Here is a 13,019-nt window from a genome sequence, read left to right on the forward strand (position 1 = left end):
CGCGAACGGGGGATCGCTTCGGCAGGGGGCCTGCCCGAACGTCCCGGTCGCCGGTCAGGGCTGGATGTTCTCCAGGTCCTCCAGAAGGCTGGGGTGCTTGGGCTCCCAGCCGAGCGCCTGCCGGGTGTACGCGCTGGACGAAGGCTGGTCGCTCGCGAAGATCTGGCCGAGGGGGCCGAAGGTCTCCGCCGATACCGACTCGGCCGGCAGGCCCAGCCGTCGGCCGATGACCGTGGCGATATCGCGAACCTTGTCCCCCTCGTCGGCCACGGCATGCCAGGAGGTACCCGCTTCCGCCTGTTCCAGGGCGAGCCGGAAGAGGACTGCCGCGTCGAGCGCGTGCACGGCTGGCCAACACTGTGCGTCGTCACCCGGGTAACCGGACACTCCGGTGCGCCGTGCGATGTCGGTCAACATGCCGGCGAAGCCGCCGGAGCCCTGCTTGTGAACCGTGCGCGGCAGGCGCACGGCGCTGCTGCGGACCCCGCGCGAGGACAGGCCCAGGACCGACGTGACCGCACGACCGCGACCGCCGACCGGCCCCTCGGTCATGAGCGGGTCGGCCTCGGTGGAGGCGCGGCCGGGTACGTAGGGCGTACCCGAGCAGGTGACGAGGGGGCGGTCGTTGCCGACGAGTTCCTCGCCGGGGGCCGCGAGGGCGGCACCCTCCTCCGCGACCGACTTCGCGAGGGTGTCGGGGCTGCTGAAGTCGTGGTCGAACGCGAGGTGGATCACCCCGTCGGCCCGGGCGGCGCCGGCACGAAGGGTGTCCAGGTCGGCGAGGGCTCCCCGGAGGGGCTCCGCCGGACAAGGCCTACAGCTCCCGAGGTTTCCGCGCCTACCTGCGCCGACGCGGCATCGCGCAAACGATCCCGGAGAAGACCGACCAGCAGCGACACAGGCACAACCGCGGCCGCCGCGGCGGGCGACCACCGGTGTTCGACCGGCAGATCTACCGCCAGCGCAACATCGTTGAGTGCTGCTTCAACCGGCTCAAGGAATTCCGCGGTATCGCAACCCGATACGAAGAGACCGCCACCTCCTACGAAGCGGCGGTCACGCTCGCGTCATTCCTACTCTGGGCAAGATCCGTTTGAAGACGGGCCCTAGTACTGCAACGGTCTTTGCGGTGACTGCTGGCCAGCTCGGTCGTTGGTGTGGTTATGGGTGGGGACCTTGCTGATGTCAGGTTGTGGGCGGGGGAACTGGGTGCTCTGCATGAGCGGTTCGTGCACCGGTTCAACCGGGAGGAGCCGCGTCAGTCGGCGCTGGCTTATATGCGTGGGCTGGTTGCGCCGCTGGAGCGGAAGAACGGCTGGACGCTGGCGGAGGAGGCCGGGCACACGGGTCCCGATCGTATCCACAGGCTGCTGAACCGGATCGAGTGGGACGCCGATGAGGTCCTGGACGACGTACGCGACTACGTCGTGGAACACCTCGGAGACCGCGAGGCCGTCCTGATCGTCGACGACACCGGGTTCCTGAAGAAGGGCATCCGTTCGGCCGGCGTGCAAAGGCAGTACTCCGGAACCGCCGGCCGCAGCGAGAACTGCCAGATCGGTGTGTTCCTCGCCTACGCCACCGGCCGCGGACGCACGCTGATCGACCGGCGGCTGTATCTGCCCACCTCCTGGACGGACGACCGGGACCGCTGCCGCCGGGCCGGCATCGACGACAGTGTCGCCTTCGCCACGAAGGTGGCCATGGCCAAGGCGATGGTCCGCCGGGCCATCGCCGACGAGATCCCCTTCAGCTGGGTCACGGCGGACGCCGCCTACGGCTACAGCAAGGGCTGGCGGTTCGAGCTGGAGCAAGCGGACGTCTTCCACGTCATGGCCACCACCCGGCACGACACCGTTGTCACCCGCTGGTCCGTCGACCACCCCGTCCACGACCTGTTTCCCGGCCTGCCGCGGCAGAAATGGAAGCGCCGTTCCTGCGGTGAAGGAGCCCATGGCCGGCGGATCTTCGACTGGGCACGTGTCGAGGTGCGGCCCTGGCGCCGCGAGGACCGCCGGCACTGGGTCCTTGCCCGCCGCAGTGTGAGCAGGCCCGAGGAGATCTCCTACTACATCGCCTACTGTCCCGCCGACACGACGCTGGACGAGCTGATCCGCATCGCGGGCAGCCGCTGGGCAGTCGAGGAATGCTTCCAGACCGCGAAGCAGGAGTGCGGCCTGGACGACTACCAAGTCCGCCGCTACCCCGGCTGGCACCGCCACATGACCCTGGCCATGGCCGCCCACGCCTGCCTGACCGTCCTGCGGGCCCGAGAGCTGGACATGGACAAAGCAGAAACGGATCCTCCCAGCTCATCCACCTCAGCATCGCCGAAATCCGACGCCTGATCACCCGCCTCACCGACCGCCGCCCCACCCCGGTCGACCACATCCTGCACTGGTCAATCTGGCGCCGACGACGCCAGCACCAAGCCCGCATCAGCCACTACAAACGACGCGGACACAGCCCCTGAAAACTGCCCAGCAATCAGAACAAGCACCGTTGCAGTACTAGGACTCGCGCGCCGAATTGAGGGACAACACTGGCGAACAGTGAACAAAGATCCATTGCAAGTCGTCCCATTAGCATGGCAATGCAATCGGATTCTTCCGTCGGTCACGCGGTCGTCATCGGTGGCAGCGTCGCCGGTATCCTGGTGGCGCGCGCACTGAGCTCGTCGTACACACATGTGACCGTGCTCGAACGGGACACGTTCCCGGCACAGACCGTCTCCCGCCGCGGCGTACCGCAGGGCCGTCAGGTACACGCGCTGCTCACCCGCGGCGCCGTCGGACTGGACGGTCTCTTCCCCGGCTTCATCGACGCCATGACCGCAGCCGGCGTCCCCAGCGGTGACGCGCAGGCGGACTTCACCTGGTTCCTCGACGGCCACAGGATGGCCGAAGCAGCGTCCGGCCTGCGCGGCTTCGGTGTGAGCAGGCCGCGGATAGAGGAGATGATCCGGGATCGCGTCCGAGCCCTGCCGAACGTCTCCCTCGTCGACGGAACCCAGGTCGACGGCCTGGTCCGTGTCGGCGACCGAGTGGCCGGCGTACGGGTGCGGGGGCGTTCGGGAGCCGAGGAGACCGTGCCGGCGGAACTGGTGGTGGACGCGGCCGGACGCGGCTCCCGCGCCCTGCCCTGGCTCCGCGAGTTCGGCTACCCGGTCCCGGAGCAGACGGCTGTCAGGACGAACGTCGTCTATGTGACGCGGCACTACAAGCAGGAGCCCGGTCTGCTGGACGGACGGCTCGGGGCGACGGTCGTTCCCTTTCCCGGGCAGCCCCGCGCCGCAGTGGTGGTCCGGCAGGAGGCCGACCGTTTCGCGGTGCTGCTGGCCGGACTGCTCGGCGAGGAACCTCCCACAGACGACGCCGGGATGATCGAATTCGCCTCGGCCCTGGCGGGACAGGACGCCGCCGAGGTGCTCCGTTCGGCTACGCCCGTGGACGAACCCGTCAAGATGCGCTACCCGGAGAGCACCCTCAACCATTTCGACAAGCTCGACCGTCACCTCGGCGGATTTCTCGTCGTCGGTGACGCGTTGTGCAGCTTCAATCCGATCTACGGTCAGGGTGTGACGGTGGCGGTCATGGAGGCCGAGCTGCTCCAGTCCCTGCTTGCGGAACACGGTCGGCAAGACCTGGCACCGCGGTTCTTCGCGGCGGCGGCCACGCTGCTCGCCGAACCGTGGTCCCTCGCCACCGGCGGCGACCTGCGGTTTCCCGAGGTCGAGGGCGAGCGCGGGCCCCAGGACGAGGAGGTCAACAGTTACCTCGACCAGTTCCGCGCTTCCGCGGCGATCGACCCGGTCCTGGGCACGGCCTTCCTGAAGGTGGCCAACATGATGGCACCCGTCACTTCCCTGCTCAGCCCGGAACTGATGGAACGTACACAGCGGCCCCGCGCACAATAGCGACCTGGAACCCGACCGCAGCGTCCGGTCTCTGACCGGTACCACCAACGACCGGCCCCGACGCCACCAGGTTCAGACGGGCGTACGCGGCTGCTGCCGCCCGCTCCAGTGTGGTGGACCGATCGGGCGCGTGGTCGGCCAGTACGGTCAGCCGACGCGGACGGCACCGCGCGAGAGCGGGCGCCCGCACCGGACGGCGGGTGGGTTGGTCTGCCTCCCGCACGCGTCCCCAGGCTCCCCGCTCGCACAACGACCGACACGACCGACGGAGCACTGCGGGACGTTCGCCTCGGCCTTCGCCGACGTGTCTCCGAGCGCGGCAGCTCCGCGTGGCGGGACGGCCCGCGACGCCAGCCGTGGATCCACCGCCGACGCTCCGAGTCAGGCATCACCTCATGTAGGTGACCTTCTCTCAGCCTGCTTTCCGGAGCCGGGCTGGAAGCGCGGGGCTTGCACGCGTGGGCAGAAACCGTCCTGCCTCTTGATGTGACCGACCGACAGCGAGGTGCGCGTCACCCACAACTGGGGCGGAGACTTCACCGGGAGGGGGATCTACACGTTCTACCCGCGCCTCCCCAGCGAGTGGGACGTCCCCTACCATCACGTCTTCACGTGATCCGCGGCCACCGCCGCGCCTGGGTGTGGACACACGGCGGGGCAGTAGAGAAGAACGTCGGCCGCCTGTTCTTCACCTTCTCCGACGGCTACGACGGCAGTTGCACCGCGACGGTCGTCACCAGCGCCAACCGCAGTACTGTCATCACGGCAGCACACTGCCTGAGAGGCGTCGGCTCGCCTTCCGCCGACGCCACCTGGAACCACAACTTCTACTTCGTGCCCGGCTATCGCAACGGAACGAAACCGCTCGGCGGCTTCAGCATCAGGACCATGGCCACCTCTTCCCGCTGGGACGCCGATCCGGACACCATCACCCACCGCTTCGCAGTGGCTCGAACCCCTTTCCCCGCTGGTCGCTGACCGTCCGGGCAGCCAGGGCTGCCCGGACGGGCCCGCGGCGACGATGCGGCGCAGGCGGCCATGGTTCCCCCGGAGGAGGACCGCGCGACCATGGCCCTCACGAGCTCGGCGTCGGGCGATCACGAACGGCTGCCGACCCGGGGGGACGACTCGGGGCCGCTCCGCCCCGGGCGGCCTTCGGATGTCGACGGCACCGCCGCACCCGGCGTCGTCTCCAGGCGAGCGCGGACGGCGGCGCCCACAGGTACCGCGTCGGCGCCGAGCCGGGCACGGACCAGGCGGACCGGGTGACCACTGACCGGGGGCTCCTCGGAAAGCTGGGCCCGTAGGGCGGGCTCGAGAAGGTGCCACGCCTGGCTGACGCCGCCACCGATCACCACCGTGGTGATGTCCACCAGGCCCGCTGTCATGACGACCGCCCGGGCGACCCCGGCACCGGCGGCCCGGTACACCGCCAGGGCGTCCTCGTCACCGTACCCGGCCGCGTCGGCGACCTCTCGCGCGGTGAGCCGGCGGCCGGTGCGCTCCGCGTACCGGGCACTGATGGAACGTCCGGAGGCCAGGGTCTCCAGGTGACCACGGGCTCCGCAGGTGCAGGGCAGGTCGCCGAACCCGGGGATGTGCCCGATCTCGCCGGCCGCGCCGTGCGGTCCGGCGAAGAGCCGGCCGCCCGTCCACAGAGCGCCGCCCACGCCCGTGCCCAGCGCGATGCCGAGGACATCGGGTTCGCCCCGGACCGCGCCCGACGACACCTCGCCGCTCAGGAACGCGTTGACGTCGTTGTCGAGGAACGCCGGTACGCCCAGGGCGTCCTCCACGGCGGCGGTGACCGGGAAGCCGGACCAGCCGCGGAAGGAGTCGCTGGCCACCAGGATGCGGCCTGCGGCGGAGTCCACCACCCCGGCCGCGCCGACGCCGGCGCCGCCCAGCCGACCCGGGGTGCGCCGCAGCAGCGGCGCGAGGGCGCCGAGCGCGGCGTTGACCATGGCCTGCCCGCCGGAGGCCGCTGGAGTGGTCGTTTCGCCCCGGTCCAGAACCGTGAGATCGTCGTCGCACAGGACCACCTGGGTCGTGGTCCCGCCGATGTCCACGCCGGCGAACAGCGTGCGGTCGCTCTCGCTCACGCCTCGGCCTCCGTGCCTCCGGCCGCCAGGGTGGCCAGGCGTTCGGCTCTGCGCCCGCGCTGGATCACCGGGTTGGGCACCGGCACGGCGGCCAGCAGCCGCCGGGTGTAGTCGGTCTCCGGGTGCAGCAGCGTCTCACCGGTGGAGCCCTGCTCCTCGATCCGCCCGGCCCGCATGACGGCGACCCGGCGTGCGAAGTGCTGGACGACGGCGAGGTCGTGGGAGACGAACAGGCAGGCGAAGCCCAGCTCGTCCTGGAGTTCGGTGATGACCTCCAGTACGGTTTCCTGCACGCTCACGTCGAGCGCGCTGGTGGGCTCGTCGGCGACCAGCAGCCGGGGCTCGAGCACCAGCGCGCGCGCCAGGCTGACCCGCTGACGCTGACCGCCGGACAGTTCGCCGGGGGCACGGCGGACGATGTCGCGGGGCAGCCGGACCCGGTCGAGCACCGCTTCGACCCTGCCGCGCCGGTCCCGGGCGGACAGTTCACGGCGGTGCACCCGCAGCGGCTCGGCGACGCACTCGCCGACCGTGATCCTGGCGTCGAGCGAGGCGACCGGGTCCTGGAGGACCACGCCGATGCCGGACCGCAGCGCCCGGCGGGCACGCGAACGGGTGCGGGCCAGGTCGGCACCGAACAGGTACACGGTGCCGGACGTCGGCGGGATCAGGCCGAGTGCGACCCGTGCCGCGGTGGACTTGCCGGAGCCCGACTCGCCCACCAGGCCCAGTGTCTCGCCGGGGCGGACGGCGAGCGAGACCCCGTCCAGGGCGTGCACCGCGCGCTTGCCGCGCCCGAACACCACCGAGATGTCGCGGAGTTCGACGACCGGCGCGGTGGCGCTCCCGCCGTCGGGCTCGTCGTCCGGGCGGGCCCCGCCGGCCGGCTCGGGCCTGCCGGCCTCGGCGATTGACAGCCGGGGCACGGCGGCCAGCAGCCGTCGCGTGTAGTCGTGGGACGGGTGCAGCAGTACGTCCTCGACCGGGCCGGTCTCCACGATCCGCCCTTGGTACATCACGGCGACCCGGTCCGCGAAGTCGGCGACGACGCCCATGTTGTGGGTGACGAGCAGCACGCCGGTGCCGGTTTCGGCGGCGAGCCTGCGCAGCAGGTCGAGGATCTCGGCCTGCACGGTGACGTCGAGCGCGGTGGTCGGCTCGTCGGCGATCAGCAGGGCGGGGTCGTTGGCGATGGCCATGGCGATGACCACCCGCTGGCGCTGGCCTCCGGAGAGCTGGAAGGGGTAGGCGGCCGCGCGCTTGTCCGGATCGGGGATGCCGACCCTGCGCAGCAGGTCGACCGCCTGAGCGGCGGCGTCCTTGGCGGAGACGTCGCGGTGGTTGCGGATCACCTCGGCGATCTGCTTGCCGATCCGGGTGAGCGGGTCGAGTGCGGTGGCCGGTTCCTGGAACACCATGGAGACGGTCCGGCCGCGCAGCGCGGCGAGCCCGTCCTCGCCGGCGCCGACGATGTCGGTGCCGGCGATCACGGCCCGGCCGGTGACACGGGCGTTGCCGGGCAGCAACCCCATCGCGGCCAGCGCGACGGTGGACTTCCCGGAGCCCGACTCGCCGACCAGGGCGAGGGTCTCTCCGGGACGGACCCGCAGGGACACGCCCCGAACAGCGGGCACCTGCGCGGACTCGGTGCTGAAGACGACGTCCAGGCCGTCGAGTTCGAGAATCGGCTCGGCCGCCGGGGCGGCGGAGGTCCGGGTGGCGGTCATCCGCGTCCCCTCACGTCGAATGCGTCACGGAGCCCGTCCCCGATCGCGTTGAACGCCCACACCACCAGGATGATGGCCAGGCCGGGCGACAGGATGAGCCACCAGTAGCCGGAGTAGGCGGCGGTGAGTCCCGCCGAGAGCATGCCGCCCCAGTCGGTGGCCGGCGGCTGCACGCCCAGGCCCAGGTAGGAGACGTAGGCGACGAGGAGGATGGCGTCGGCGATCTGGAAGGTGGTGGCGACGATGACCGTCGAGACCGAGTTCGGCAGAATGTGCCGCAGGATCGCGCGGGCGTGCGTGCCCCCGATGGCCCGCAGGGTCAGCACGTAGTCGCGGTTCTTCAGGCTGAGGGTCTCGGCCCGGATCAGCCGGGACGGAACCAGCCATGACACCAGGCCGAGGATGAGGATCAGGCCGGCCGGACCGGGCGTGGTGATGGCGGAGACCACCAGCAGGATGAAGAGGGCGGGGATGGCGATGCCCGCGTCCACGATCCGCATCATCACCGCGTCGATCCAGCCGCCGGCGTAACCCGCGGCCGCTCCCCACAGGGTGCCGATGACGGTGGCCAGGACGCCCGCGGCGAGCCCGACGACCAGCGACACCTTGCCGCCGTACATCAGCCGGCCCAGCTCGTCGTGGCCGACGGCGTCGGTGCCGAGCCAGTGCGCCCCGCTCGGGGAGAGGTTGACCTGCTGGAGCGTGGTGTGGGTCTGGTCCGTCGAGTAGACCAGCGGGCCCACGAAACAGAACAGGACGAAGAAGGCCACGACGCCGAGTCCGGCGACGGCGAGCCGGTTGCGCAGGAAGCGCCGCACGGCGAGCCGGGTGCCGGAGGTCTCACGGGGGGTGCCGGGCGTACCAGGCGTCGTGGCCGACTGGATGACGGCGCTCATGCCCGGCCTGCCTTCACTCGGGGATCGATGATCCGCTGGACGATGTCGGCGAGCAGCGTGCCGACCACGGTGGCGATGGCGATGACCAGCACGCAGCCCAGCAGGACGGGGTAGTCGGAGGCCTGCGCGGCGGACCAGAACAGCAGGCCCATACCGGGGTAGTTGAAGAGTTGCTCCACGACCAGCGCACCGCCGAAGAGCACCGGCACGTAATAGCCGAGCATGGCGACCACCGGGGTCAGGGAGTTGCGGAAGACGTGCCGCCGCAGGATGGCGCGGGAGCCGGAACCACCGGCCCGCGCCGTCCTGACGTAGTCCTCGGAGAGGTTCTCCAGGGTGGCGGCGCGCATGTAGCGGCTGAACACCGCGATCATGGAAGCGGCGCCGGCGACCACCGGAAGCACCAGGGCCTGTGGGTCGGAGAGCACCTGGGCGAGCGAGTCCCCCTGCGGCGCCTGGGACGGGAACCACGGCAGCACCTGGCTGAACACCAGCACGAGGACCAGCCCGAGGAAGTACACGGGCGTGGAGTAGGCGATGAAGCTCAGCGTGGTGATGACGTAGTCCACCGGCCTGTTGTGCCGCACCGCCTGCCACATCCCCAGGGGGATCGCCAGGAGGAGGCCGATGACGGCCGACAGGACGGTCAGGACCAGGGTCTTGGGCAGCCGCTCCCCGATGAGCCGGGAGACCGGCGCGTTCAGGGTGTACGAGGTGCCGAGGTCACCGTGCAGCAGCTGGTTCAGGTAGTAGAGGTACTGCACGGGCAGGGGCTTGTCGAGGCCCTGTTCGTGGTTGAAGCGGGCGATCTGCTGCGCCGTGGCCTGCGGGCCGAGGATGCCGCGGGCGGGACCTCCGGGCAGGGCGTGCAGCAGACCGAACACCACGATCGTCACGATGACGATCACCGCGACGGCCTGGAGGACGCGTCTGATCAGGAACGAGGGAGTGCTCATGTGTTTTCCGGTCGCTTCGGCTCAGGGGTGCGCGGGATCACCGGCCGGGCTCACTTGTTCGTCCACTTCCACATGGCGGGGTGGAAGTTGGCGAGCGAGTCCTGGGCGAAACCGCCCAGTCCGTTCTTGACCACGGAGACCTGGTAGTCGGGCTCCGGCAGCCAGATGACCGGCAGGTCCTTGGCCAGCGCGGCGCTGTACTTCTGGACGGCCGCGGTGGACTCGGAGGTGGTGGTCCCGGTGATCAGCTTGTCCACCGCCGGGTTGGAGTAGCTGCCGAAGTTGGAGCCGCCGCCGGTCTGGAAGAGCGCGTCGCCGCTCGGGTACGCCGGGAAGTACCAGCTGCCCGCGGTACCGAAGAAGGACAGCTGCCACTTGCAGCCCGACTCACCGGAGGTGCACTGACCGGCCTGTGCGAGAACGGAGTTCACCGGGGCGGTCTTGATGGTGAACTTGATGCCGGTCTTCGCGAAGGAGGACTGCAGGGCGCTCATCATGTTGTCGGTCACGGTCGAACCGGACTGGGACAGCACCTGGATCTGGAACTTGGTGCCCTTGGCGACGCCCGAGCCGCACTGGTCGTCACCGCTGCCCGCGTCCGCGCACACCATGGTGCCGTTCTGCTCGGTCCAGCCGCGCGACGTCAGCAGCTGCTTCGCCTTGGCGGTGTCGAACGGGTAGGGGTTGTTCTTCTGCTCCAGCGAGACGAAGTCAGAGCTCTGCCCCTGGGGGATCGGACCGTAGGTGGGGACGGCGGTTCCGTTGAACACCACCTTGGACAGGGTGGTCTGGTCGACCGACATCTGGATCGCCTGGCGGGCGTAGAGCTGTTTGAAGACGGCGCCCATGGCCGGGTTGTTGAAGTTGTAGGGCATGTAGGTGATCGCCCAGCCCGCCCACGGCTTGACCGTGTAGCCCTTCGCCTTGAAGGAGGCCTCCTGGCTGAGGTCGGTGGCGTTGATGTAGCCGTAGTCGACCGTGCCGGCCCGCAGAGCGTTCGCCTCGGCGTCGGTCGTGGTGAACGGCAGCAGGTTGACGTTCTTGATGTTCGCCTTGCCCCCGCCGTCGTACTTGGCGTTGGCGGTCAGTTCCACCCTGCCGGCGGTGGAGAAGGACTTGAGGGTGTACGGACCGCTGACCGTCTTCCACAGCGGGTCGGTGGCGTAACCGGAGATGTTCTTGGCGGCGTTGTTGAGGAACGTCCAGACCTTCTTGGCGCCGGCGGGCGTGCGGTCCAGGTCGGAGACGGCACCGGAGTCACTGGTCTTGTCCCAGACGTGCTGCGGCATCAGGCGGATCATGCTCAACTCGTTGGCGAGCATCCACTGCTGATTGTACGACTTGTCGAACGTGATGGTGAGGTGCGTGTCGTCAACGATCTTCAGCGAGGTCCAGTTGTCCGGTGCCTTGCCCGGACTGTAGCTTGCCCAGTCGGCCTTGTTGGCCTTGACCAGGTTGAACCAGAACTCGACATCGCGCGCGGTGATCGGCTTTCCGTCGCTCCAGTGCCGGTTGCCGAGGGTGATCGTGACGCTCTTGCTGTCCCGGGCGAAGTCCGCGGCCGTGGCGATGGAGTTGGCCTTGTTCCAGCCGACCTGGCCGGTGGATCCGTCGTAGGCGATCAGCGGCTCCCAGAGGGACTGGGATATGGAGGAGTTGTTGGTGTTGAGGTGCGAGGCCGTGCCGATCGGGAGGATCCAGTTCGGCGTGAAGTTCGCCGGGAGCGCGTAGTTGATGGTGTCCGTCGAGTGTCCGGCGGACGACGAGGTGCTGCCCCCGGAACAGGCGGTGAGCAGAGCGCCGGACGTGACGGCGGCACCCGCGACGAGGGCCCAGCGGCGGCCGGTCGCCGTGCGAGCAAGGAACATGACTCTCCTCGGAGTGGAAGACCCCGTGATGGGCCCCCGGTGCGGGCCGGGGGCGGGCGCCGCGGGGATCGGCGCTGCGTGCACGCCAGTCAACGTCCCACACGACGATCAAACAAACAAGAATCAGTAAAAAGTAAGTCCCTGCGAGCTCGAATTAACCCCACAAGTCTGCGTCCACGCTTCGGAATTACCGCTCTTGTCCCCTTTCGGTGCGCTATGAGCCAAGGCGGTACCGTCCGGAAGGCGGTTCACGTTCGCGATGTGCGGGCGTAGTGTCTTCGCCACACCCACTGTTGCGGAAGTTACTTCGTACATGACTGAAATAAGTGCGCGGAACCGCCAGCCCGCGAAGGGAACTTCCTCCCTCGCCGCCCGGGTCCTGGAACTCGTGGCCTCGGGCCAGGCCTCGTCACGCGCCGAACTCGCCGCCCTGCTCGGCGCCGCCCCCTCGACCATCTCCCTCACCGTGGGCCAGCTGGTCGAGCGCGGGCTGATCGCCGAGGAAGGCACCCAGTCGTCCACCGGCGGGCGCCCCCGCAAGGTCCTGCGGCTCGGTGGCACCGACGCGTTCGCCGTCGCCGCCGACCTCGGCGGCCGGCACGCCCGGATCGGCGTGGTGCTGCCCGGCGGCCGCCTGGACAAGGTCTCCACCGTGCCGTTCGTCATCGCCGACGGTCCCGAGGAGGCGCTGCGCCGGCTCGCCGAGACCCTTGAGGCCCTGGCGGAGGAACGCGGACGCGACCGGCTGTGCGGTGTGGGCCTGTCCCTGCCGGGCCCCGTCGACATCGACCTCGGAGCCGTCGTGCTGCCGTCGCGCATGCCCGGGTGGAACCGCTTCCCGGTCGCCGCCTGGCTGGAGGAACGCTTCGGCGTCCCGGCCGCGGTCGACAACGACGCCAACTCTATGGCGATGGGCGAGCACGCCGTACGGCCCGCCGAACACCAGCAGTCGATCATGGTGAAGATCGGCTCGGCGATCGGCGCCGGCGTCATCGTCGACGGCCGCCTCTACCGGGGCGCGACCGGCGCTGCCGGCGACATCACCCACATCCGCATCGACGGCGCCGCAGACATCCCCTGCTCTTGCGGCAAGACCGGCTGCCTGGAGACCGTGGCCTCCGGCGCCGCACTGGTGCGCATCCTGCGGGAGCGCGGCGCCGACGTCAGCAGCCCCGAGGACGTCGTACGCCTCGCCGCCGACGCCGACCCCGAGGCCACCCGCGCGGTCCGACGAGCCGGAGAACACCTCGGGCAGGTCCTCGCCGCGAACGTCAACTTCTTCAACCCGGACGCCGTCTATCTCGGCGGCATTCTCTCCACCCTAGAACCCTTCGTCGCCGCCGTCCGCAGCCAGCTCTACGACAGCTGCCACCCGCTGGTCACCGAGCACCTCACCATCGAACGGGCCAGCCTCGGCGCCGACGCCGGAGTCGTCGGGGCCGGACAGTTCGCCCTGCAACGCGCCATGGCCCACGCCGTGCGCAACATCGGCGGCACCGGGCTCGGCACCGAACAGCTCAGCCCCACCGCACACCGCATCCCCTGACGCATCAG

At 69.9% G+C, this 13,019-nt stretch carries 11 protein-coding genes; 5 read left to right on the forward strand and 6 right to left on the reverse strand.

The window, feature by feature from the left end; translation table 11 throughout:
• Nucleotides 1-54: 54 nt before the first annotated feature.
• The gene (locus ACGFRF_RS28340) at nucleotides 55-933 is read right to left on the reverse strand and encodes a 3-beta hydroxysteroid dehydrogenase (RefSeq protein ID WP_393744601.1); all 879 of its coding nucleotides are present in this window, start codon (nucleotides 931-933) and stop codon (nucleotides 55-57) included.
• Here ACGFRF_RS28340 and ACGFRF_RS28345 point away from each other — a divergent pair.
• The 4 genes from ACGFRF_RS28345 (at nucleotide 858) to ACGFRF_RS28360 (ending at nucleotide 4,894) form a co-directional block, all read left to right on the forward strand.
• On the forward strand, nucleotides 858-1,097 hold the full coding sequence (locus tag ACGFRF_RS28345) for a hypothetical protein (protein ID WP_393744684.1): 240 nt from the start codon (nucleotides 858-860) through the stop codon (nucleotides 1,095-1,097). The two genes, ACGFRF_RS28340 and ACGFRF_RS28345, sit on opposite strands and share 76 nt — an antisense overlap.
• A 66-nt stretch (nucleotides 1,098-1,163) precedes the next feature.
• Complete coding sequence (locus ACGFRF_RS28350; RefSeq protein ID WP_393744603.1) at nucleotides 1,164-2,348, forward strand: IS701 family transposase; 1,185 nt, start codon at nucleotides 1,164-1,166, stop codon at nucleotides 2,346-2,348.
• 245 nt (nucleotides 2,349-2,593) lie between these two features.
• The gene (locus ACGFRF_RS28355; RefSeq protein WP_393744605.1) at nucleotides 2,594-3,916 is read left to right on the forward strand and encodes an FAD-dependent oxidoreductase; all 1,323 of its coding nucleotides are present in this window, start codon (nucleotides 2,594-2,596) and stop codon (nucleotides 3,914-3,916) included.
• 612 nt (nucleotides 3,917-4,528) lie between these two features.
• Nucleotides 4,529-4,894 carry a trypsin-like serine peptidase gene (locus ACGFRF_RS28360; RefSeq protein WP_393744607.1) on the forward strand — a complete coding sequence of 122 codons (366 nt, stop codon included), beginning with the start codon at nucleotides 4,529-4,531 and terminating at the stop codon, nucleotides 4,892-4,894.
• A 119-nt stretch (nucleotides 4,895-5,013) separates the two neighbouring features.
• Here ACGFRF_RS28360 and ACGFRF_RS28365 read toward each other — a convergent pair whose 3' ends face one another.
• From ACGFRF_RS28365 to ACGFRF_RS28385, 5 genes are read right to left on the reverse strand one after another with little or no spacing between them, the layout of a single operon-like run.
• Nucleotides 5,014-5,997, reverse strand: coding sequence for an ROK family protein (locus ACGFRF_RS28365; protein ID WP_393744686.1), 984 nt, complete (start codon nucleotides 5,995-5,997; stop codon nucleotides 5,014-5,016).
• Between the two features lie 17 nt (nucleotides 5,998-6,014).
• On the reverse strand, nucleotides 6,015-7,745 hold the full coding sequence (locus tag ACGFRF_RS28370; RefSeq protein ID WP_393744609.1) for a dipeptide ABC transporter ATP-binding protein: 1,731 nt from the start codon (nucleotides 7,743-7,745) through the stop codon (nucleotides 6,015-6,017).
• Nucleotides 7,742-8,641, reverse strand: coding sequence for an ABC transporter permease (locus ACGFRF_RS28375; protein ID WP_393744611.1), 900 nt, complete (start codon nucleotides 8,639-8,641; stop codon nucleotides 7,742-7,744). Before ACGFRF_RS28375 ends, ACGFRF_RS28370 begins: the two co-directional genes overlap by 4 nt.
• Entirely contained in the window at nucleotides 8,638-9,597 is a 960-nt protein-coding gene (locus ACGFRF_RS28380; RefSeq protein WP_393744613.1) for an ABC transporter permease, read from the reverse strand. The genes ACGFRF_RS28375 and ACGFRF_RS28380 overlap by 4 nt, the downstream gene beginning before the upstream one ends.
• 50 nt (nucleotides 9,598-9,647) lie before the next feature.
• A complete protein-coding gene (locus tag ACGFRF_RS28385; RefSeq protein ID WP_393744615.1) occupies nucleotides 9,648-11,465 on the reverse strand; it encodes a peptide ABC transporter substrate-binding protein in 1,818 nt (605 codons plus the stop codon).
• A gap of 313 nt (nucleotides 11,466-11,778) precedes the next feature.
• Between ACGFRF_RS28385 and ACGFRF_RS28390 the strand changes: the two genes are divergently transcribed.
• Nucleotides 11,779-13,011, forward strand: a complete 1,233-nt coding sequence (locus ACGFRF_RS28390; protein ID WP_393744617.1) for an ROK family protein — start codon at nucleotides 11,779-11,781, stop codon at nucleotides 13,009-13,011.
• Nucleotides 13,012-13,019 lie beyond the last annotated feature (8 nt).

The sequence above is a fragment of the Streptomyces sp. NPDC048521 genome (assembly GCF_043199855.1).
Lineage (GTDB): Bacteria > Actinomycetota > Actinomycetes > Streptomycetales > Streptomycetaceae > Streptomyces.

What these genes read in the sequence shown, in the direction of transcription:
- ACGFRF_RS28350 (WP_393744603.1), top strand. Translation starts at nt 1,164, where the DNA reads ATGGGTGGGGACCTTGCTGATGTCAGGTTGTGGGCGGGGGAACTGGGT.
- ACGFRF_RS28385 (WP_393744615.1), bottom strand. Translation starts at nt 11,465, where the DNA reads ATGTTCCTTGCTCGCACGGCGACCGGCCGCCGCTGGGCCCTCGTCGCG.
- ACGFRF_RS28370 (WP_393744609.1), bottom strand. Translation starts at nt 7,745, where the DNA reads ATGACCGCCACCCGGACCTCCGCCGCCCCGGCGGCCGAGCCGATTCTC.
- ACGFRF_RS28390 (WP_393744617.1), top strand. Translation starts at nt 11,779, where the DNA reads ATGACTGAAATAAGTGCGCGGAACCGCCAGCCCGCGAAGGGAACTTCC.
- ACGFRF_RS28355 (WP_393744605.1), top strand. Translation starts at nt 2,594, where the DNA reads ATGCAATCGGATTCTTCCGTCGGTCACGCGGTCGTCATCGGTGGCAGC.
- ACGFRF_RS28380 (WP_393744613.1), bottom strand. Translation starts at nt 9,597, where the DNA reads ATGAGCACTCCCTCGTTCCTGATCAGACGCGTCCTCCAGGCCGTCGCG.
- ACGFRF_RS28375 (WP_393744611.1), bottom strand. Translation starts at nt 8,641, where the DNA reads ATGAGCGCCGTCATCCAGTCGGCCACGACGCCTGGTACGCCCGGCACC.